Genomic DNA, 20,987 nt, shown 5'->3' with positions numbered 1-20,987 from the left:
GATGAAAAGGTTAATTGCAATCTGCATGGCATTCTTGTGCCTGCAGGCATGTGAATCAAAGAGAAAGCAAACGACTGGCTATCAGCTTTATCAACTTGAGAATAAAAATGGGCTTAAATTGGAAATAACGAATTTGGGGGGACGAATAGTGTCTCTCCAAGTTCCTGACAATCAAGGTCGACTCGAAGATGTTGTGTTGGGCCATAGCAAGTTAGAAAATTATTTAGAAGGTGAGGCTTACTTTGGGGCGTTGATAGGGCGGTTTGCAAATAGAATTCGCAAAGGAAAGTTTTTTATTGGTGATGAAGAGTATACTTTGCCCATAAATAACGGTGAAAATACACTGCATGGAGGACTTAACGGACTTCATAATGTGATATGGGATGTAGTGGAGATTGAGGGAGGTCAAGGCCTTATGCTTAGCTACTTGAGTAAAGACGGAGAAGAAGGTTTTCCAGGCAATTTGGATATAAAGGTAATTTATCGCTTGAATGACAATGACGCGGTAGAGATTGAGTATAGGGCTGTCTCGGATCAAGTTACTCCTGTCAACCTTACTAATCATGCATTTTTTAATTTGACAGGAGCTGGGAAAGATGAGATTTTAGGACATGAATTGTTTATTAATGCGGATTATTTTACCCCCGTGGATAAAGGTTTGATTCCGACGGGAGAAATTAAAACACTGGACAACTCTCCTTTGGACTTTAGGTTAATGACTCCTATAGGCGCTAGAATAGATGCGGAAGATGAGCAGTTAACGTATGGACAGGGGTATGATCATAATTACTGTCTGAATAGAGCGTCAACAGGATTGGAAGTGGCCGCAAAGGTATTTGAGCCTGTGTCAGGACGTTTAATGACAGTGTTTACAACAGCTCCTGGCTTGCAATTTTATTCGGGAAACTTTCTTAACGGCTCTGATATAGGCAAAGAAGATCTTTCTTATGAGTATAGAACTGCTTTTTGTCTAGAGACTCAGTTGTATCCTGATTCTCCTAATCAGCCCGACTTCCCTAATGCTATGTTAAACCCTGGTGAAGTTTTTCAATCCACGACTGTTTATCAGTTTGAGACCGTGGATGCAAGAGAAGAGTTAGGAGCCATTTAGAGTGTATTATTTTTTAATAAGTTATATAATTATGAAAGATCTATTGAGTAAATATTTTATCAGAATTTTTGGAAGTTTACTGATTATATGTTGTTTTGGAGCTCCTGTTTTTTCTCAAAAATTGGGAGATAAAGTTGTAAGAGAGACAATCCCCGATTTTTTGAAGACTCCAGCGGAAAATTATGTGAAGGAAGTCCCAATTGTGATCGTATCTTATTTGCCTCTTGATGATAACCAAGAGTTGGACAGAGATGTCACTGGAGCAAAGTTGAGTCTTGAGTCAATGAAGACTAAACTTATGCGTATGAATATTCAATCCAAATTCATGCTTGAAGAAGGAACTAAGTATAAAGGATATGAAAATCCAGATGCGGTGCCTTTTGCTGGATATAGAGTCGTTGATTATTTGATAGTGTACGATGATTTTAAGGAAGGCATGGAAGTGCCTTGGAACAAAGGATGGTATCGTCCTGATTATTTTGATGTGATGGAGACTATCGATGGAAAGTATTATGTTGAAGAGTTAGGAGTAAAAGAAGTATGGCTGTGGGGTTGGCACCATGGTACTATCGAGCCTGCAGAGACCAATATGGCAAGCCCTTTGACCGCTGATATTTCGAATAGCGAGCGAACAGATGATTTGCCGATTTACAATTCGACTTATATGTTGTATAACTACAATATGAATCGTACAGCTAATCAAGCTGTTCATAATCATGGACATCAGATAGAAGCGGCCATGATGCATGCCAATGAAGCTACTAATGGAAATCAGAATTTGTTTTTAAATGCATATGTAGGCTGGGATGGAAAAGGCGACGATAAGCGTCCTCCTTTGGGTAGAGTAGGTGATACGCATCACCCTCCAAATACAACAAAAGATTATGATTACTTAAATCCTACACTGATAGAAAGCGATATAATGGATTGGAACCCTGATGGATCAGGCGAAAAGAAAATGGTCAATTGCTTCACTTGGGGAAATTTGCCTTATCAGTGGCCTGATGGTTTGTCTACAGAAAGTAAGATTGAGGCTCATTGGTATATATTCTGGATGCAAAATATGCCGGGTTACAATAATGAACTGACTTATAAAGGAGAAAAAATGAATAATTGGTGGGAGTATAAAATTGATTGGGATTATGCTAATGGAAATAATATCGGGTTATTTGGTTCACCTAAAACATCAAGAGTAAATTAGTATTGCATGGCAGTGAGAGATTATTGCTCTCACTGTTCATATTATTCATTTATATGATTTTTATTTGTTAATTTTTTTTCAATATTTTTAAGTGAACGGCTTAAAAGGTTATACACAGATTGAGCATTTATTTCCATAATATCCGCGATTTCATGAGGTTTAAGTCCTGTGAAGTACCTTAGGTATATGATTTCTTTTTGCTTGGTAGGCAGAGATTCAATGAGTTTGTGCAATGCATCTCGTTTTATTTCCATCTCATGGTAATCAATATCATTGGGGTCTTCGACGAGCTCATTGGCGTCTTCGACGAGCTCATTGGCGTTAGCTTCTAAGTAGTCAATATCGAGAGTGTAGTTTTTATTTCCTTTGCAATACTTGTATAGTTTTCTTTTGAGAGATTTGATAAGATATGGTTTTATATCTGTTATGTTGAGGTGGTCTTTTTTATCCCAGATATAGATGAATAGTTCTTGTATTTGTTCTTTTACTACATCTTCATCGGGTAGGATTGCGCAACCATATGCGAACAGGTCATTTATGCATTGATAGTAAATTTCTTGAAAAGCACTTTTATTGCCGGATTTACATTTTTGCCAGAGGTTGTTATTTTCTTGTTTGTATTTATTGTCCATATAAAAATGAAAAATTGCGCCATATACTTAATTAAAAAATAAATGGAGAGTTGATGGCTTTAATTGTTAATCGTCAAAATGCTCACGTTTATTGTGGTCTTTTTCATAGCGGTAAAAAAATAGATGATTTTATAGAACTCAATCGAGATAAAGATCATGATATCCGTCTTTATATTTCTCATCGATAAATGAATCATTAAGATAACTTATTTTTTTGAGTGATATGGCAATATTTGCTTATGTTTTTGCTAAAATTTTATCAGTTAGGAACAGGTGTTAAATATTCACTACTTCATTTTTAAGATTTATTTAGCAAATGAATGCTTTATTTTTTAACACTTCATGTGAAAATATTTTTTAAAACTATGATATATACAATAGGTGTAGACTTTGGGTCAAATTCAGTTAGATTGGCATTGGTTGATTATTATTCAGGAGATTTAATCTTGACCGAGTCTCAAGAGTATCAACAAGGCTGTAAAGGTGTGTTTGCATCGGAGTTTGATGATTTGGTGGCTAGGCAAGATGCTACCGACTATTTGAACTCCCTTATTATGGCTTTCAATGCTCTTCATGATGTCGCTAGGGATAAGGGCATCTCGTTGTTGAACATTAAAAGCATGAGCATCGATGCGACAGGTTCAACACCTATTCCTATTACTAGGCAGATGGTTCCGTTGTCTTCGTTGGAGGTATTTAGAGAGAATTTGAATGCCAAAGCTTGGATGTGGAAAGATCATAGCTCTGAAGAAGAAGCAAAGAGAATTACTGATGTGATAAGAGAATATGCTTCCGAATACCTTAAATTGTGTGGAGGCAAATATTCTTCAGAGTGGTTTTGGGCAAAAATACTTCATTGTCGAAATGTGGATCTATTGGTATTTGATTTAGCATATACCTGGGTCGAGTTTAGTGATTTTGTGCCTGCTGTATTGAGCGGTGTTGCAGATGCTCAACAGATTAAACGCAATGCTTGCGCCGCAGGTCATAAAGGTTTATTTGATGCGGCTTTGGGAGGATTTCCATCCAAGAAGGTGATAGAGACAATTGATCCGCATTTAGTTAGAATATTAGATTCATTGCCTGACCAAGTATATAATGTAAGCGAGGTTATAGGAACGCTGTCGGAGCATTGGGCAAAGTCATTAGGCTTATCCACTGAGGTGATGATTACAGCTGGTGCTTTGGACGCTCATGTGGGGGCGATAGGTTCAGGTGTAAATCAGCAAAGTTTGGTTAGAGTGGTTGGCACGTCTACATGCGACATTATCATAGGTGGAAAAGAAATAGGTCTTATAGAAGGTGTGTCTGGCATAGCTCAAGACTCTGTGATTCCAGGCTATGTAGGGATTGAAGGAGGACAAAGCGCAGTGGGAGATCTGTTCAAATGGTTTGTTGAAGGAGTATTGGGAAAGCAAGCGGACTATCATGCTGCTTTGTGTGATAAAGCCGCAAAGCTTGAGGTCGGAGAGTCTGGTTTAGTTGCACTGGATTGGAATAATGGGAACAGAAATATATTGCTTGATGCTCACTTGAGTGGACTAATACTTGGACAATCTTTATTTACTCAAGATTATGAGATCTATCGAGCGTTGTTAGAAGGCTCGGCTTTTGGCGCATTGAAAATTATAGATCAGATACAAAATGCCGGAGTACCGATAAAAAAGATAATATGCACGGGAGGGATACCACAGAAAAACTCCTTGCTGATGCAGATATACGCGGATGTATTTGATCGACCTGTATATGTGCCTGATATGGAAGAAAATGTCGCTTATGGAGCTGCCATTATAGCTGCCGCGGCTATCAAAGATAATGAAGGCCGGAGCAGGTCTATTTTACAAATACAAGAAACGTATTTAGGCCAATCGCAAATGGTGTACTACCCAATAAAAACAAATGTGGAGTCATACAAGAGGCTATATGGTCTATACACACAATTGCATGATGCGTTTGGTCGTGAAGGCATACCTCATGACATGTTTGGTGTGATGAAAGAGCTGATCAAATTGAAAAATAGTGTGAAAAAAAGCAGGCAATGACAGATGAGGTTTGCACTGGAAGTTATTAAGATCAAAATATTTTTTTAATCATTTTATTATTAAATTTTTTAGAGACATGAGTGATAGATTAATAGGAAAATTGCCAAAAGTAGGGATTAGACCTGTAATAGATGGGAGAGAACGAGGAGTGAGGGAATCACTTGAAGATACATGCATGAATATGGCCAAAGCGGCAGCCAAGTTGATTGAAGAAAGTTTGCGTTTTCCGAGTGGTGAAAAGGTAGAATGTGTTATTGCGGATACAAATATAGGCGGCGCGGCAGAAGCCGCCATGTGCGCCGACAAGTTTGCTCAGGAAGGTGTAGGTGTGTCTCTTACTGTAACTCCTTGCTGGTGTTATGGTGATGAAGTGATGGATACCAATTCGCTTGTGCCTAAAGCTGTGTGGGGATTTAACGGTACTGAGCGTCCAGGGGCAGTTTATTTGGCGGCGGCATTGTCCGGTTATGCTCAAAAAGGATTGCCGACTTTTGGCATATATGGTCGTGATGTGCAAGATTCTAGTGATACGGAAATTCCTGAGGATGTGAAAAGTAAAATATTGCAGTTCGTCAAGGCTGGCTTAGCAGTGTCTTATATGAATGGAAAGTCCTATTTGTCTTTGGGGTATAGCTCAATGGGTATCGCAGGGTCTATGGTTGATACTGGCTTTTTATATGATTACTTGGGGATTCGTACTGAGTTTGTGGAATCGATTGAAGTGCTCAGACGTATAGATGAAGAAATCTACGATACAGAAGAATACGAAAGAGCCATAGAATGGACGCTGGAAAATTGCAAGGAAGGAATTGATAGAAACTCTGAAGATAAAAAGGTCAGCGATGAAGACAAGCTCGAGGAGTGGAAGAAGGTTGTGAAGATGACAATCATCTGTCGGGATATTATGATCGGCAATGAGAAGTTGGTTGAAAAAGGCTATAGAGAAGAGGGCCTTGGACGAAATGCTTTATTGGGGGGCTTTCAAGGACAAAGGCAATGGACGGATTACCAGCCAAATGCTGATTTTACAGAAGCAATATTGAATTCATCGTTTGATTGGAATGGCATACGTCAAGCCTTCGTCTTTGCTACTGAAAATGATTCATTAAATGCAGTTTCTATGCTTTTTGGACATTTGCTTAGCGATAGAGCGCAGATTTTCTCGGATGTGCGCACGTATTGGAGTTCAGCTTCGGTAGAGCGTGTGACGGGCAAAAGACTTGAAGGCAAAGCCAAAGATGGTATTTTGCATCTGATTAATTCAGGATCAACGACCTTGGATGCTACAGCTCGGCAAATGGATGAGCAAGGGAAGCCTGTGATGAAGCCTTATTGGGATGTAACGCCAGAAGATGTAGACCAATGCCTAGAGCATACCCATTGGCCTCAAGCAGTGCGTGAATATATGAGAGGTGGTGGTTTTTCTTCTCAATTTAAAACATCCGGAGAGATGCCGGTAACGATGTGTAGAGTAAATTTGATAAAAGGTCAAGGACCTGTACTGCAAATAGCGGAAGGATGGACGATTGATTTGGATCAAGAAATACATGACATCTTGGATAAGCGAACTGACCCAACTTGGCCAACTACTTGGTTTGCGCCAAGAGTTACGGGGATTGGGGCTTTTAAAGATGTTTATACAGTGATGGCAAATTGGGGCTCTAATCATGGAGCGATCAGTTATGGGCATATTGGCAAAGACCTTATTACTTTGGCTTCAATGCTTCGTATTCCAGTGATGATGCATAATATCGATGAGTCCGATATTTTCAGACCAAATTGTTGGAGTGCATTCGGGCAAGACAAAGAAGGTGCGGATTTTAAAGCATGCAATAATTACGGACCACTCTATGGAGTGAAATAATAAAAAATCCTTGTATGAGGTAGCTGATGTTGTTAAGCTTTACTCTGCTTGTGGGTGAAGCTTTCAAATGACCGTATGTATTTTGAGTATTTTTTGAGATAAGTGTAGTATGATAAAAGGCTATTTGAATTTAATTGTTTTTATAGCTGTGATAGGCAGCTTTTTATTCGGGGTGAGTATGGGAGCTGTAGCAGGTGCAGGCTCTTTTTTGGAGCAGGCTTTTGGTATGGATTCTTTGGGCTTTACAGTAAGTATATTAGTGATAGGATGTATGATCGGCGCTTTTTTGTGGGGACCTATTAGTGATCGAATAGGGCGAAAAAGAGCATTGTTGAGTATTTCAATATTATTTTCTATAGGGTTTTTAGGCCAATTCATAGGAGTGGATAATTTGATATTGTTGCGTATAAGTCGTTTGATTGGAGGTATGGCCGTGGGTGCTGTATCAGTAGTAGTGCCGGCATATATCAGCGAAGTCTCACCTACAGATATCCGAGGCAAGATGGGGTCGATGGCTCAATTTGGTATTGTAATCGGGATTATGGTGGCTTATTGTATAGATTATGTTGTGGTTGATTTTAATCAAGCTCAAGCCTATATGCTGGGGCAAGGCTTGCCATTTGCCCTGCTGTATTTTTTGGGGATACTCTTTCTATTGCCGGAGAGTCCTGACTGGTTATTGGAGCGTGGAAGAGTAAAGGAAGCTTTTGCCATATATAGAAAAATTGGAGGCGTGGCTTATGCTCATCAACAAGTAGAGCAAACAAGTTCTTCAAAAGGACAAAACGAAAATAATGGAGCCTCATTGACTGTTTTTAAAGGGAAAATGGGTAAAGTGTTGATTTTTGGTATTTTATTAGCCGTATTTCAACAAGTCACAGGCATCAACGCCATTATATTTTATGCGCCCAAGATCATTGAGCAAGTAGGCGCAGGAGCCGACCCGTTGATTAGCGCTATAATGATCGGAGTTGTGAACTTCCTATTCACTATTATTGCGATACCTTTGGTTGATCGTGTTGGTCGCAAGAAGCTTTTGCTTTTGGGGGCTGTCGGCATGGTGATTTCATTATCTTATATAGCGTTTAACTTTGGTAATGAATTAGCAGGTGCTGGAATCTTGTTTGCTTTGATGTCTTATATCGCTTTTTTCGCTTTCACTTGGGGCCCCGTGATGTGGATAGTCAATTCAGAGATTTTCCCAGGCAGAATCAGAGGCTTGGCAATGTCTATAGCTATTGCAATGAGTTGGGTTTGCACTTTTTTGTTAGGACAATATTTTCCATTTATGTTGGAAATATTACAAGGCAAAGTATTTAGCGGATTTGCTGTGATGAGTTTGGTAGCTTTTGCCTTTACTTATATATTCATTCCAGAAACAAAAGGAAAATCGTTTGCAGAGATTCAAAAGGATCTGGGGCTGGAAGAATCAATGGAAAAGAATGCTATCATAGAGTCAGGTTCGGATTATTCAGGCAAAGCGTCATTGACTTAAAAAAATTTCCCACGTATATTCATTTTGTGTCTGTAAGGTCGAGAGAGTAATCTTTCGGCCTTTATTTCTTTTAAAATGTCATAAGCAAATAGCAATATTTTGCGAGATGCGGAATCATGCAAACAGCTTCGCCGAGCTTAGGTTGTTTATAAAAAAGGGTAAAGATGCCTTTCCAGGAAAACACATTTGTATACAAGCAGAAAAGGGAACGAAAAGTCAAGCACTCTTCCGGCTTGGTAAGATTGCCTCCTTTGAAAGTATCTTATACGGCCTTGAAGTCAAGGGATGAATTTGACAAAAGGTTGGTTCCGTCAAATCCTGATGATGCGTATTGCATGGTGGACGATTTTTGTTTTGACGATATCCCCAAAGATGATGGAGGAGGATGGTTGAAACGAAATTTTGCGTCACCTGTTTTTCCAACTGACGATCAGGGAACTCTGGGTAAGCACGATAAGAGCACATTTTTTAAAAGGATGAAATCCAAAATTTCAAAATTGGGAAAAGGGAAGGACAAAGGAGAGCCCTACAATCTTTATTCGTTTGATGTGGTTGAAAATTTTGGCCCGTCAGAAAATACAATGAAAAAACTGGAAGAGGCGTTTCCTGTCGTTGCTCAAGTTCGTAGTTTGCTTGGTGAAGTAGAAGTGCTGGACGAGTCAATTAAAGAAGCAAGATTGAATCCAATGCATAGCGCAAGGCACCTGCCAAGCAAGCAGTTGGCGAGCTTGGCGATTTCAAACGTTGATGCAGGAGCGTTAAGAGCTTCAATGGAGCAGTTTGGTTTTCCATTTGATGAAGTGGATATTACCGCAGTGGAATCAAAATCCTTAGCTAAAGAATCTGAAATAGTAAGAAGTAAGCTTGAAGACAATCCTTTGGTTGCTTTGGTATGTTTGGAAAAAGCAAGAGAAAGCCATGGAAGGTATGTTGTGAAGTTGCAAGAAGACTTGAAAGCAAAGGAGCAAAGACTTGACAAGAAATACAAAGAACATGCTCATGCTCCAGAGACTGTTCCAATGAGTGAAGAACTCCAAGTTCATGGGCAAAAGTTGCGATTGAAAAGGTTGAAAGGACAATTAGGAACTCAGCAGGTATTTAAAGATCAAAATGATGGTCGGTTGAGGTTTTTAAGGTCTTTGTATCCAAATATACAAAAAGATGCATCGAAGGTGAGACACTATTGTATGGATAGAGGATTGTCGCTTCAAGCTTTAGAAAGAGATGAGTATGGAGAGGTTGCCGAAACTCATGGCTTTAATGCGAATTATCTAGACGAAGTAATGGAGATGATTTCGCACGAAGCTGAAATAGAAAAGTTGGAGGCAAGGATTAAGGATTTGGAAACTCATGTGAGTGAATTGAGTTTGAAAGTTCAATCTTTAAAAAGTCCAGAGGAAGAAAGATTGCTTGAGGTGGAAGGAAGCTATCAGCGAAGTGTCAAGGATTTTTACGAAGTCATGTGCCCCTTTGAAGGTCGCCCTGATTTCTTGGAGCATTATTCAGCGGAACAGTTAATGAGTTTTTATTTGCACCAAACAAGGAATCTCAAAGCGAAAGAGATTCGAAGATTAGCCAAGCAATGGTTGAATGATAATGAGCAGTCTTCATCTGAGGAAGCTGTTCGCGTTAGAAAAGCTCTTATATATTTATTGAATTAATTTGAATTGAAATTTTCAAGGGTTATTTTGATTTTAGTAGAGTGCGAAGGATGGTTCTCATTGATTTTAATTTATTAATTTTTGATGTTGACTATATGACTGAAACTATAGTGAAGTATAAAATATATTTTGAGGAAAAAGCTATCTCAGTTAGGTTGTTCTTTGAGTTATTAAGAACTAACGATGAGTTAATTGATTTTTATAATCCTTTGATGAAAAATAGTGACTTTTAGGTATATTATTGAGGAAATAGGTCTTTTAGCAAATTGAGTATTGATGCTGATTACAAGTTTGTGTTTAAATGAAAAAGTTAGTTCAAATAATTTTTCTTTTAAGTTTTTTATGGTTTGTTATTCACGAAATAACGATCATTTATGATGGACTGAGTGATAACCATGCATCTAGCGATTTTGCTGTAGTCTTAGGCAATAAAGTTAATGTGGATGGGACATTGTCTGATCGATTAAAGGCCAGAGTAGATAAAAGCTTGGAGTTGTACAAATCATCAAAAGTCGAAAAGATATTCGTTAGCGGTGGGTTTGGGAAAGAAGGCCATTATGAGGGAAGTAAAATGGCTGAGTATTTGATTCAGCAAGGAGTTCCTAAGTCTGACGTTTTAGTTGACAATGAAGGAAACAACACTCAGCTTACAGCTGATAATTTTGCTTCAAGAGTTGGAACGTCAAATTCAGTGATTGTAGTTTCTCAATTTTATCACATAAGCAGGATAAAGCTGGCATTTCGAAAAAGTGGAATTCATTCTGTTGGTTCTTCTCATGCTGATTTTTTTGAAACTAGAGACATGTTTTCGTTATTCAGGGAGTTTTTTGCGTATTATAAATATTTATTAAAGTAGCTAAAAGAGATGTGTTGATTAAAAATTAATGTTTTTTGTTAGGAAAATTAATTTTTTGTATGGAAACTTGTTGTGATTTTAATAAAAACTAAAGCGGCTTTGAAGGTTTTGTTTTTACATAATTTCAATAATGAAATATCAGACGTTAATTTTTACAGGATTGTTATTTTTCGCTTGTCAAAGCAAACCCTCTGATACAATTCAATTTTCCGTTGATTCTCATCGAAGAGAAGTAAAAGACAAGCTTGAGGCTTCTATTCAAAATCATTCGCATGATGAGTATATGGGAAATAGCTTGAGACCGATCAGAGAAATTGTGAATCGGCTAAGTTCTTTGTCTCAATGGACTCAAATAGACAGTGCTGTTTTATTGATAGCTGATGAAAGTGTGGAGGTAGAGTATTATTATCTGGATAAGGAATTGGTAAAAGTGATTGCTAATACAAATGAAGAGAAATATAAATATTACTATTTACTCAACAGCGAGTTGATATTTGTTCTAGAAAGCGAGGAGACAGGGGGCGATAACATAAAGGAGGAAAGCTATTTCGAAAAAGGAAACTTGTTAAGGCAAGTTAATAATCAGGATTGCGGAGCGCCTTATCCACAGGATTATTTGCGAGAGGAGCAATTGCGTATAGGGATGAAGTTCAATCGTTTGATTGGCAAATTGTAATGTGATAAAGTAATGGAGAATATGAAGAGAGCATTTAATATAATTTTCATTTTGTTTGTTTTTTGCAACTATGGGTTTTCTCAAAGTGAAGGAAGACAAGCGAAACTAGCGTCTATTGCAATGGGGTTGGTTGATCCGAATATAATTTATGACCCAACGTACTTTGCTCTTGATTATCCCAATGGGGACGTGCCAGCGGATCGAGGCGTTTGCACTGATGTGGTGATTAGAGCGTATCGCAAGTTGGGAATTGATTTGCAAAAAGAAGTGCATGAAGACATGAAAGACAATTTTGGCCTTTATCCTAATAATTGGGGCCTTAAGCGTCCTGATAAAAATATTGACCACCGTCGAGTTCCTAATTTGATGACATTTTTTAGCCGTAGAAATGCTGCGATGAAAATTAGCAATAATTCAGCGGATTATCAGCCCGGAGATATTGTATGTTGGGACTTAGGTGGAGGAGTGCTTCATATTGGTATCATAGTAGATCAAAAATCTTCCGACGGACAAAGGCATATGATTGTCCATAATATTGGCAATGGACAAGTGGTGGAGGATTTCCTTTTTCAATACCAGATCATAGGCCATTATAGGTTTGTGTAGATTGATTAGCAATATGCTTTATTGCTTTTCGCATAGCTATTTTCATTTCATATAATTATTATCTACTTCAAAATTTTTTTTAATGAATCGTAAAATGATATCCTTGGGAGCATTGCTCTTTGGCATTGGCCTTTTAGGCGTGATTTCATTGATTACGCTTGATATACCATTTCCAGAAGATATTCAGGAAGAGTTGAGTAAGAGCTTTAGTCCATTTCAAATCAAATTGCTGATGATGGTAAACCCATTGATTTATTTAAGTCTATCAGTGGTTGTTGGAACATTGTTGTATCAAAAGGTTGACTTTAGGTTGCCATTGTTTGAAAGGTGGCTAGGGATAAGCTCTTCTTCGGTAGATTTTGGGAGTATAGTCAAATATGGACTTGTGGGAGGAATTTTGTCAGGCGTTCTAATATTATTGGTGAGCCTTGGTTTTAAATCGATTATTCCTCCGGAATTGAATGACATAAAAACTCCCTTGTTGGCGAGGTTTCTATATGGTGGAATTGCTGAAGAGATTTTGATGAGATTTGGTTTTATGACCTTTTTGGTGTGGTTGGGCAGCAAGTTGTTGAAAGAAATAAAGCCTTCGATTTATTGGTTTGGAATAGCATTCTCATCAATTTTATTTGGTATTGGACATTTGCCAATAGTGTTTACAGTGGTTGATTCGCCATCTGTATGGTTGTTAATTTATATTGTGTTGGCTAATTCGGTAGGAGGAATCATATTCGGATGGTTGTATTGGAAAAAAGGGCTTGAAAGCAGCATGATAGCTCATATTTTTACTCATATTGTATTGGTTATGGCTATAGCTGTTTTCCATTAATTAAGAAAATAATTTTTAATAAAATGATAAATAAACAAGCAATAAACGAGCTTTCTGAATTGGAAAGCGAACGTTTGTATTTTCGAAAAATTGGACCGCAGGATGCGGAAGATATTTACTCTCTACGATCTCAGGAGACGACAATGAGATACATGGATAGCAAATATCATCAAAGTTTAAAGGACAGCGAGGCCTTTATTCAAGATAATTTGTCGATTCAAACAAAGGGTGAAGGCATGTTTTTCGCCATTATTGAAAAGGAAAGCGGTGCTTTTGTTGGCGATTTTGTGTTTTGGAAAATTGACGACAGACATCATCGCGCCGATATTGGATACATGCTAAAGCCTGATTTTTGGGGAAAAGGCTTCATGCAGGAGACGATGAAGACTTTGTTGGCATATGCTTTTGATGAAGTTGGAATTCATAGCATTGAGGCAAATGTTAATCCTGAAAATGGAAACTCAAGTAGAGCTTTGTTGAAAATTGGTTTTGAAAAAGAAGCCTATTTCAAGGAAAATTATTATTTCGAAGGCAAGTATCTTGATAGCGAAATCTTTTCTTTACTTGAGAGGAATTTTATTCGATAACGAAGCTTGCTAATGGTCTAAAGAGTGTTAAAATGAGGCCATTAGAATTCCCATCAAGACTTGATCAGTGAATATCTGCCCATGCTGATCAAGCATTATTTTTTTTAATTTCCGAAGCTGTCTTTCATAAACTTTTTGATCGACAATGAACCTTGTGCTTCTTTTGCAGTCTTTCCATTCTCGACATTGAGACCAAAGTTCTTTTGATTGAGCATATATATTGCAATATATTTTATAAAAGAAATCGGTTCCCGGCCTTTCGGAAACACTTTTAAGAATGATATCAGGCGGATTGGTTTCATAGAGCCCATTTTGAAGCAAAATCCATACATATTCCTTGTGTTCAGAATCTATGCGATATGTTTTCAGGCAAGCATAGTAATCATCCATCATGACATCATAATATCCAAGCGGCCGACTGTAGCTAAGTCGGTTTTGTTCGTATTGCTCCAGATTTCTGAATAGAATATGTATCAACCCTTCAATCAGGCATTGTCCTAAGCTTGATAATTCTTCTCCTTCATCGGAATAAGCAAAAGTACGCGTATTGTCAAATAATGCTCTTAGATGAGAGTCACTCCACCTGCCTGTGTTTCGCTTTTTGACTTCCGGAAGGAGTTCCATCATGCATGATTGTATGAGGACTTTGGCTCTCTTCAATGCTTTTTTAGCTCTTTTAATGTCTTTGATTTTACAATGTTGACAAAGTAGCGTTGGTGATGCGCAAACAGAATGAATTGCCGAAAGATATCTTTCATATTCTTTATTTCCTTTTAATGGGATTTCAAATTTTAATTTTGAAATCAATTCTGAGTCAGCCACACTGGGTTCCTCTTCCAAAGCGCTAAGCATATCTGTGACAAATGATGGAAAAAGAGACTTGGCCTTAGGAAATTTGCTATATCTTGAATCAGCGTATTTTACAGAGCTGGCTTGTTCTGTTCCAATGACTATAAAGTCCTCGAAGGTTTCATCTTCTGTTTCTCGCGGAGGATTGACAGCTGTAGCCCCTGAGAAATCCCTTACTAATCTCTTTGAAGCTTCGAATTCAATGCGTGATTGTTCTTCATCGGAGCTTTCATTTTGAACAGAGTGAAGACTTCTATGTTCTTCATCGCTTGAAGAAAGAATAGCTTTTGAGGAATGCGAATCTGACTCTTTTAAGGTTTGTGGTTGAAGATGTGAAGCTTTTTTTATGGGAGTCCAATCTATCTGTGCTCCTGCTTCTGGACATTCCAAAGGGTGGCTGTTTGCGCTAATCAAGGAAGGTGTTTTGTTGGAAGTATCATTTTCGATCCCTTGAGGTTGTGAATAAGGGATAGAAACCAAAGGAGAGGGAGGTCTGCGCGCTATTAAAGGGATCTCTCTGGCTTTGTTTTTTTCCCTATTATTTTTCGCTTTAGAATATTTGTACAATGCCTCTTGCCTTTCTTTTTTTTATCAACTTTTTGTGTTTCTAAAAGTTGCGACATGCGTCAAGACAAGTATGAACACTGCTAGTACTATGTTGTTAGAGTAATGATATATCATTGTTTATGTTCAAACAACAAAGCTTCAACGACAGGCAACAATCTGTTTTATCTAAACCTCAAGGTGGTGTCAAGCAATCTCCTCCTATGATGAGCAATACCTTGAATCCTGAAGCTTATCCGATACAAAGAATCAAAGCGACATTGCCTGCCGAGGCATGGAGAAGAGGGTTGGAAAAAGATCCCGCATCCAAGTTTCATGTGAGCGCCACAAGGCACTCGGTGATAGTGCCGGGGGGTAGAGGATATCCGCATTTGACAATAGACATCGAGTCCACTCAATTTTCCAAAGATAGACGCAGTGTGCATATAGAGTTTAGTATGGCTCATTACAGTGTGGAAGAAAAAGGATTGAGAATTCCTTTTTTTGATGATGGAAAAGGACACATGGCTTGTGGCAGAGCATATTCCGAATTGATCAAAAAAGCGTTGAGGCAAATCGATGGATGGACAAAAGGAATGAAAATAGGAGTGTCTTTTGTTGATGACAGAGGTCAGTCATTTGCGGAAATCAAAGCCGCAGAGTTTTTTGAGCATGAAGTCCAGTCTTCTTCCAAAGATGTGGAACAAAATGGGGATGGAGCGGAAGGAGCTTCCGCGGATATGGAAAGTACAGCATCAGCTGAAGAACCAAGGGTAAAGGAGCTGGAAGTTGAAGTGTCGGTACCCAATCCCAAAAAGAAAGGCAAAAAGAAAGGGAAAAAAGAGAATCCATTTGACTGGGAAGCTATGATGGCGGAAGTGGATAAGGAAAGCCAAAAATTAGCTAAAGACACTGGCAAAAAGAAAAAAGGCAAGGCTAAGCCAAAATCAACTTCAACACCGGTAGATAAAGAAAGTTCTGCCGCCCAAAAACCAAATGGAGATGATAGTTTATCCTCCGAATGGTTGGAAAGAGAGCGGATCAGAAAAGAATGGGAAGACTTTCTTGAAATTCCAGATTTTAGCTTGATAGGAGAGGATTTGTATATGGATAAAATGGACCCTCAGGATCTTCAAACGGTAATGTCGCTTTACAATCCTTTTTTGGGAAGATTGGGCTCGCTTTCTAAACGGCAGTTGTCGAAAATGACCGATAAAGTCAAAGGAGTCGATGGGATATTTTCGCGCATGCGAAGCAAGGTTGCTATGGTGTCTTCCGGAAGAATGAAAAAAGACAAAGCTCATCAGCTTATTCAGGACAATATTTCAGAAATAGAACTTATTAGCTCAAAATTGGTCCCCACAGAGATTCATCATGTGAAGGTACATGATTTGGTGCCCGAGATGAAAGAAGAGCATAGGCAGTTGATGCTTCCTTATTATAGAGCTTCTTTTGGCTTGTTTTTTAGCACAATGGGAGTATATTTTTTGAATATCAGGATTTTAGAGTATTATTCTATGATACTTTCTAATATCCTGCATATCAGCAGGCTTCAGACTGATATTGGTTCTGGGTATGAGATTGATTATGAGCACTTTCTCAGGTTGATGATTGATATACAGCATACCCATAGTATTTCCGCGGATGCCATACTTCCTCATGGGATTGACAGTATTGGCATGTTGAGATCGCTTCCAGCTTATCAGAAGAATAAATTCTCGGATTCGCAAAAACAATTGGACAGGGCGATAGAGATTTTCGAATTGTCTCAAGAAGTAGTAAGAAAGACTAGCGGTTTGAGTGTGGAGGAATGGATGAGATTAAATAGTTGTGCCGGGGAAGAAATGGCGGCAGTTTCCTCAAAGTATGCGGAATGCTCGGAAAAGAAGGAAGTGGATGTAGCATCAATTTGCCTGTTTGAGGATAAGAAAAACAACGAAAGAATAGAAGTGGTCGCTAGACTGCTCATGGCTCTTGTCCCAGTTGCAAGTTCTGCGACAGCTGGACCAGCAGGAGGGGAATCAGTGCCAATATCATCAGGAAAATCCAAAAAGAGGAAGTCGAAAGCAAAAACATCATAATTGGCTGTAAGACATGATTATATGTTCTTATATAACTTAATTTTTACGTTGTGGTAATGGATATTGTTACATTTTTTGAAAATTAAATTTAATTGCGATTTTATGAAATATTGCTTGTTGTTGCGTCGTTGAATAAGTGAATAAAGGTTAAATTTTCATCAAGGAGCAAATAAAGGTTAGAGCAACTTGAGGCTACTTGACAAGTCAATTTTTAAATCTAATATGGCATGAAAAATCTCATTTTATCAGCAGCATTGGTATTATTTTGCATTGCAAATTCATTTGCGAGTTCCAGTATTGAATCAGAGAAAGTCACTATCACTTATGAGGATCTTACATTCAGCAAGGCGAAAGGTTTGAAAGAATCGCTTTTGGTAAATATCGGCAAAGAAGGATGGATGCAAAGAAACGACACGCAAAAAATCAAAATGCGTAATGAAACTGAAATTGCGACGCTTTCTATTATTGAACTAGATAACGGTCTTTACTCCGTGGAGCTAAATGCTCCCAGCGAAATTGTAGGGAAAGTCAACCCTGTTTCGCGTCAATATGGAAGAAAGTAAGTAGGCGATACATTTGAATGAACTTCAGATCAATTAAATAAGATTTGTAAGTTTTCGTCAAGTTCTGTTTTTAAACTCCGTGTTCTTTATGAATCGGAGTTTTTTTATGCTCATCTCTTTTTTTAATAATTGATAAGATAGGGGAATAGCCATCGATTTACTGTAATAATGATTCGATTTGACATAGTTGCGATAATTCAGTCAGGACAAAGATGAATATTGACAAGTTTTTGAAAAACAGATATAGCAGGCTAGATTTGCTTTCTAATTTCATAAAGCGATACGAATGAATTTTACAGCGATAGATTTTGAAACGGCAAACTCCAACAGACAGAGCGTTTGCTCTGTGGGCTTGGCTATTGTCAGGGATGGAGAAGTGGTGGAGACTATTCATCGTCTGATCAAGCCAACTCCTAACTATTATAATGGCATCAATATTTCCATACATGGCATTACGCAGAGCATGACTGAAAATGAACAGACTTTTGATGAAGTATGGCAGGATTTGAGATGCTACATTGAGAACCAACCCATGTTGGCGCACAACGCTTCTTTCGACTTTAGTTGTTTAAGATATGTGATGGATGCTTACGGCTTGACTTACCCGGATTTGAATTACCATTGCACGATGGTGATGGGCAAGAAGATGTTTCCTGAGTTGTATAACCATAAATTGCCGACATTATGCGATCATTTAAATGTATCAGGCCTGCAACACCATGATGCTGAAAGCGACGCGCTGGCTTGCGCTCAATTATTTTTGGAGATAGCAAAGCGATCGGATGCTTCCTCTCTTCGAGAGTTTATGGCCAGTAGTGGGTTTACTCCCGGAAAATTGTATGATGGAGGCTATGTGCCTTTTCGTAAAAAATAATGCTTCCTTTTACTTTTGAAAGTGTGTTCAGAGTTAAATGAAATTTGGCTAATGAAAGCTTAATTTGTAATAGAGGTATATTGGAATGGAAGTTGAACTAGTGATAACTGCCGTTTAGCTTAAGAGAGATTCATTTAAAAATTTAACGAATCTTTAGGATCAAAATACTTCCTTCCATATGCCGAAAAGTTTAGATTTCAAATCCAGAATTGTTATCGTGACAGTGATGGCAGCCGCTATCATTGAAATTTTGGATGCCACAGTTGTGAATGTTGCCTTGCCGTATATTATGGGTAGCTTAGGCTCGACAATCACAGAGGTTGGGTGGGTGATTTCGGCTTATGCTATTTCCAATATCGTGATGGTGGCGCTATCGCCATGGATGAGCGCGAAGTTGGGAAGAAAAAGATTTTATACGTTTTCGATATTGATATTTACGGTCTCATCTCTTTTTTGTGGTATATCAGATACTACAGGCAAGTTGGTTTTATTTCGATTTTTGCAAGGCTTGGGAGGAGGAGCTTTGTTGGCGACATCCCAAGCTATATTGGTGGAAACCTTGCCTAAGGAAAAAATAGGCTTAGCCAATGCGCTTTTTGGTGGCGGGCTGATGGTTGGTCGTACATTAGCTCCTTTGGTTGGCGGGTATTTTACGGAGTATATTTCATGGCACTGGGTGTTTTTTATCAACTTGCCTATAGGTTTTGCCGCATGCATTTTATCATACATATTCATTAGCGAACCGAAAGATGTCAGGAAGGTGGACTCATTTGACTGGTGGGGATTCTTGCTTTTGATTGCCGGGGTAAGTTCTCTTCAAATTGTGTTGCAAAACGGCCAGGAAGCGGCGTGGTTCACATCCGATTATATTTATGTACTGACGATAGTTGCTTTTTTGAGCTTGACCTTGTTTATCATGCGTTTGCTCACGGCAGAAAAGCCTTTGATTGATATTAAAGTGTTCAAGGATATTTCCTTTACTTCGGGAACGATAATTCTGTTTATAGTGAGTATAGGGATGTCATTGTCATTTCTTGTGTTGCCTTTGTTCGTGATTAATATATTGGATTATTCGCCATTTCAGATCGGTTTGATTGCTTTGCCGGGAGGTATTACTTCGCTGGTTCTTTTGCCTATACTTGGCAAGTTGCCGCAAAAGAAGATACATTTGATAATTTATTTGTCGGCTGGAAATATTTGCGTGTATATCTTTGGATATATGCTGTCTCATATAAATTTGTATGCAGGGCCTTTTGATTTTTTGATACCAGTAATCATAAGAGGATTGGGATTCTCTTTGATTATCATTTCCCTTAATACGATTGCTTTGATTCATATTCGGGGTAAACTAATCCCTGAAGGCACGGCGGCCCTCCATTTATTGAGAAAGATAGGAAATGCCTTGGGAGTGGCTTTTGCCACGGAATTTATACTCGTACGCACGGATTTTCATTTTAATTGGGTGAAAGGTTATGTTAATCCTGTTAATAGAGTAACGAATGATTATCGCGCTGATTTGCTTGCTGCTTTCGATAGTTTTTCAGCGGACATGGACTTTTTGAATAAAACAATTGATATAAAACTATACGACGATGTGCTTTTGCAAAGCACTTTGTTGACTTATTTGGATTGCTTCATGATGGTTGGTTATTTTTTCTTATTATGCATACCTCTAGCTTTCATTGCATTGATCAAACCTAAAAATCCAGAAACAGTTGAAATCTCAAACTCATGATGAGATTTTCTTTTTTAGCAATATTCATAAGTGTGATTGAAATAAATTTAGTAAGTGACTATTGCTTTCATTATTAATGACATTTATCATAAAAAATGAATTATTTGTCATATTATTAATTATTTATAAAGTTTATGTGTTTAAATGGTTGAAAATAGTTGTTATAAAAGTTAGATTTGCGTCGTGAATTTCAAAATGAGCCAGGTATGGAAAGTATCCTGTAATTTTTTTTGATTTTTTTATTTTTAAAAGTAGGGGGTTTAACTCTGAAAGTGTAGTTAATGTAGACGTTCGATTTTACTTTTTATATTAATTGTTATGCTAAACTCATTCAATAAACACAAGGCTAATAAAACTCAATCTTCTGTTGCTCTTTATTTAAGCGATGGAGCATCTTTGCCGGAAGAGATAAAAGTCAAGCTGGGAACTGCTGATATCATACCTGTAGACGTTGATAGCAAGGACCCCGATTACTTTGATGTGCATGAGAAATTGTTTGACAAATTGATCTTCGCAGATGTCGTGGTGATTAATTTAGCTGTTTACAAGGAGCATTCTCCGATGATAGTCAGCTATGTGAACTCAATTTCCAGTGTGCAAGTGGTTGTTTTTTCAGAACATGAAAGTCCAATTATGGATTCTTTGATTGGTTCAAAGAATGTGAGGCATTACACATGCAAACCCAAGCATAAGCCTGCAATATCGACGCCTTTGCAATCTAGAAGGTTGTCAGCAGTGTAATTAGAACGAATAGATTTGTAACCTTTATTCAATAATTTGAT

Annotated in this window: 18 protein-coding genes; 16 read left to right on the top strand and 2 right to left on the bottom strand. The window is 38.1% G+C overall.

What is annotated here, in order from left to right; all coding sequences use genetic code 11:
- Window position 1: 1 nt before the first annotated feature.
- Complete coding sequence (locus AABK36_RS16625) at window positions 2-1,111, top strand: aldose epimerase family protein (RefSeq protein ID WP_309940193.1); 1,110 nt, start codon at window positions 2-4, stop codon at window positions 1,109-1,111.
- A gap of 31 nt (window positions 1,112-1,142) precedes the next feature.
- Entirely contained in the window at window positions 1,143-2,312 is a 1,170-nt protein-coding gene (locus AABK36_RS16620; RefSeq protein ID WP_309940194.1) for a hypothetical protein, read from the top strand.
- Between the two features lie 41 nt (window positions 2,313-2,353).
- Here AABK36_RS16620 and AABK36_RS16615 read toward each other — a convergent pair whose 3' ends face one another.
- The gene (locus tag AABK36_RS16615) at window positions 2,354-2,944 is read right to left on the bottom strand and encodes an RNA polymerase sigma factor (protein ID WP_309940195.1); all 591 of its coding nucleotides are present in this window, start codon (window positions 2,942-2,944) and stop codon (window positions 2,354-2,356) included.
- A 365-nt stretch (window positions 2,945-3,309) separates the two neighbouring features.
- Between AABK36_RS16615 and AABK36_RS16610 the strand changes: the two genes are divergently transcribed.
- The 9 genes from AABK36_RS16610 to AABK36_RS16570 all read left to right on the top strand — a co-directional run bounded on the left by AABK36_RS16610 (window position 3,310) and on the right by AABK36_RS16570 (window position 13,560).
- On the top strand, window positions 3,310-4,986 hold the full coding sequence (locus AABK36_RS16610) for a ribulokinase (protein WP_309940196.1): 1,677 nt from the start codon (window positions 3,310-3,312) through the stop codon (window positions 4,984-4,986).
- 76 nt (window positions 4,987-5,062) lie between these two features.
- Window positions 5,063-6,850: an L-fucose isomerase gene (locus AABK36_RS16605; protein ID WP_309940197.1), complete on the top strand. Its 1,788-nt coding sequence runs from the start codon at window positions 5,063-5,065 to the stop codon at window positions 6,848-6,850.
- Window positions 6,851-6,959: 109 nt separating this feature from the next.
- Window positions 6,960-8,345 (top strand): sugar porter family MFS transporter, encoded by a 1,386-nt coding sequence (locus AABK36_RS16600; RefSeq protein WP_309940198.1) that lies wholly within the window; start codon window positions 6,960-6,962, stop codon window positions 8,343-8,345.
- A 164-nt stretch (window positions 8,346-8,509) separates the two neighbouring features.
- A complete protein-coding gene (locus tag AABK36_RS16595; protein ID WP_309940199.1) occupies window positions 8,510-10,006 on the top strand; it encodes a hypothetical protein in 1,497 nt (498 codons plus the stop codon).
- Between the two features lie 301 nt (window positions 10,007-10,307).
- On the top strand, window positions 10,308-10,862 hold the full coding sequence (locus AABK36_RS16590; protein WP_309940200.1) for a YdcF family protein: 555 nt from the start codon (window positions 10,308-10,310) through the stop codon (window positions 10,860-10,862).
- Between the two features lie 130 nt (window positions 10,863-10,992).
- Complete coding sequence (locus AABK36_RS16585; protein ID WP_309940201.1) at window positions 10,993-11,538, top strand: hypothetical protein; 546 nt, start codon at window positions 10,993-10,995, stop codon at window positions 11,536-11,538.
- A gap of 21 nt (window positions 11,539-11,559) precedes the next feature.
- On the top strand, window positions 11,560-12,144 hold the full coding sequence (locus tag AABK36_RS16580) for a DUF1287 domain-containing protein (protein WP_309940202.1): 585 nt from the start codon (window positions 11,560-11,562) through the stop codon (window positions 12,142-12,144).
- Window positions 12,145-12,226: 82 nt separating this feature from the next.
- Window positions 12,227-12,973: a CPBP family intramembrane glutamic endopeptidase gene (locus tag AABK36_RS16575; protein ID WP_309940203.1), complete on the top strand. Its 747-nt coding sequence runs from the start codon at window positions 12,227-12,229 to the stop codon at window positions 12,971-12,973.
- 23 nt (window positions 12,974-12,996) lie between these two features.
- The gene (locus tag AABK36_RS16570) at window positions 12,997-13,560 is read left to right on the top strand and encodes a GNAT family N-acetyltransferase (protein ID WP_309940204.1); all 564 of its coding nucleotides are present in this window, start codon (window positions 12,997-12,999) and stop codon (window positions 13,558-13,560) included.
- Between the two features lie 27 nt (window positions 13,561-13,587).
- On the opposite strand, the gene AABK36_RS16565 is transcribed toward AABK36_RS16570, so the two are convergent.
- Window positions 13,588-14,976, bottom strand: coding sequence for a hypothetical protein (locus AABK36_RS16565; RefSeq protein ID WP_309940205.1), 1,389 nt, complete (start codon window positions 14,974-14,976; stop codon window positions 13,588-13,590).
- Between the two features lie 119 nt (window positions 14,977-15,095).
- On the opposite strand from AABK36_RS16565, the gene AABK36_RS16560 reads away from it, so the two are divergent.
- From AABK36_RS16560 to AABK36_RS16540, 5 genes are all read left to right on the top strand, one after another.
- Entirely contained in the window at window positions 15,096-17,033 is a 1,938-nt protein-coding gene (locus AABK36_RS16560; RefSeq protein ID WP_309940207.1) for a hypothetical protein, read from the top strand.
- A gap of 227 nt (window positions 17,034-17,260) precedes the next feature.
- Window positions 17,261-17,596: a hypothetical protein gene (locus AABK36_RS16555; RefSeq protein ID WP_309940208.1), complete on the top strand. Its 336-nt coding sequence runs from the start codon at window positions 17,261-17,263 to the stop codon at window positions 17,594-17,596.
- A gap of 286 nt (window positions 17,597-17,882) precedes the next feature.
- Window positions 17,883-18,470 (top strand): 3'-5' exonuclease, encoded by a 588-nt coding sequence (locus tag AABK36_RS16550; RefSeq protein WP_309940209.1) that lies wholly within the window; start codon window positions 17,883-17,885, stop codon window positions 18,468-18,470.
- A gap of 178 nt (window positions 18,471-18,648) precedes the next feature.
- A complete protein-coding gene (locus AABK36_RS16545; RefSeq protein WP_309940210.1) occupies window positions 18,649-20,205 on the top strand; it encodes a DHA2 family efflux MFS transporter permease subunit in 1,557 nt (518 codons plus the stop codon).
- A 318-nt stretch (window positions 20,206-20,523) separates the two neighbouring features.
- Window positions 20,524-20,946 carry a hypothetical protein gene (locus tag AABK36_RS16540; RefSeq protein WP_309940211.1) on the top strand — a complete coding sequence of 141 codons (423 nt, stop codon included), beginning with the start codon at window positions 20,524-20,526 and terminating at the stop codon, window positions 20,944-20,946.
- Window positions 20,947-20,987 lie beyond the last annotated feature (41 nt).

This window comes from Aureibacter tunicatorum (assembly GCF_036492635.1).
Classification (GTDB): domain Bacteria; phylum Bacteroidota; class Bacteroidia; order Cytophagales; family Cyclobacteriaceae; genus Aureibacter; species Aureibacter tunicatorum.
This window is presented reverse-complemented; position numbering and strand designations above follow the sequence as displayed.